Source organism: Microvirga arabica, assembly GCF_016811235.1.
Classification (GTDB): domain Bacteria; phylum Pseudomonadota; class Alphaproteobacteria; order Rhizobiales; family Beijerinckiaceae; genus Microvirga; species Microvirga arabica.
In genome coordinates this window covers 1-1,627 of record NZ_JAFBID010000185.1, presented here as the reverse complement: position 1 = coordinate 1,627, position 1,627 = coordinate 1, and the positions used below count along the sequence as shown (strand labels likewise).

Annotated in this window: 1 protein-coding gene; it reads left to right on the top strand. The window is 62.9% G+C overall.

Annotated features, from left to right (window positions below; all coding sequences use genetic code 11):
• Nucleotides 1–343 precede the first annotated feature (343 nt).
• On the top strand, nt 344–1,627 hold a 1,284-nt coding region (locus JQC81_RS32320), incomplete at its 3' end, for a calcium-binding protein (RefSeq protein WP_312887635.1).

The window sequence follows — 1,627 nt, the reverse complement described above, 5'->3', positions numbered from 1 at the left end:
CTGGCGATCTGGCGCGAACAGGCTTTCGTAACCTCACGCCGTAGAAGCAACAGCACGAAAGTCCGCTTTGCTCTGCCGGACGCCTGGGCCTACGCCCTCTGTCATGCCGCTTGACTGGCCAAAGTCGAGCTTAGAAACGATCAATCGCGAGGATGTTAACGGCAACCCTATTGGTCAGCATACGAGAGAGTACAACTTCCATTTCGAGAACGACTTTGAGGTCGAGATCAACAGAACTCTGATTACACCTTCTCTTGATGAGGCTGCGGAAGCTGAGTTTGATAGGTTGAATAAGGTGCTGGATCATTTGACCGAACCTGATGCGGGCGTACAACAGAAGGGAGTGATTACCTACAGCGTTGATGGATACACCAGTGCCGCTAATGCCACCCTTGGTACGCAGGCAGCCGACTTGTTCCACGGCTCGGGTGTGCTCGCCGGCGGCAAGGGTGACGACACCTTGATCGGCAGTGCTTATACAGACATTTTGTTGGGCGGGGCAGACGACGACGTGCTCAAGGGTGGGGCCGGCGCCGACTGGCTCGACGGTGGCGACGGCTCTGACATTGCCAGCTATCAGCAAGCGGCAGCCGGTGTGGTAGCAAGCCTTGCCGATGCGACCCAGAACACCGGCCAAGCCGCAGGCGACTTATATGTCGCCGTCGAGGGCCTCACCGGCTCCGGCTATGCCGACCATCTGATCGGCCATGCCGGCGCCAACCTGCTCATCGGCAATGCCGGCAACGACACGCTCAGCGGTGGCCATGGCAGCGACATTCTCCGCGGTGGACTGGGCCAGGATCAGCTCCATGGCGGCACCGGTCTCGATTACGCCAGCTACAACGAGGCCGCCAGCGGCGTGGTGGTCAACCTCAACAACGCCGCCCAGAACACCGGCGAGGCAACAGGCGACACCTACGCCTATGTGGAAGGTGTGCTCGGCTCGCGCTTCAACGACACCCTGATCGGCGACGAGGGCGTCAACCGCCTCAACGGCGGCGCGGGCGCTGACGTTCTGGAGGGCGGCGCGGGCGCCGACACCCTGCAGGGCGGCGAGGGCTGGGACTTTGCGAGCTACGTCAACGCGAACATCGGCGTGGTGGCCAGCCTCCCTGACCGGTCGCAGAATCGGGGCCAAGCCGCCGGTGACGTGTATGACAGTATCGAGGGCATTCACGGCTCGCGCTTTGGCGACACGGTGATCGGCAACGAAAAGGACAACGAGTTCTACGGCCACGAGGGCGACGACATCCTCGCGGGCGGCGGCGGGTCCGACTACCTCAACGGCGGCGGCGGCGGCTACGATTATGCCAGCTATGCTGACGCAAGAGACGGTGTCGTGGCACGCCTGTCACGCCAGACGACGAACCTGGGTGACGCCGGAGGCGACACCTTTGCCAGCATCGAGGGGCTGCACGGCTCGGACTTCAACGACACGCTCGGCGGCTCGGCTGAGGGCAACTACCTGTTCGGTCGCGCCGGACACGACCTGATCGAAGGAGAGGCCGGCAACGACTTCCTCTTCGGCGAGAGCGGGAGCGACTACTTGATGGGCGGCCTTGGTGCCGATGCGCTCGATGGCGGAGCAGGCTTCGACTATGCCGGCTACTTCACCGCCTCGGCGGGC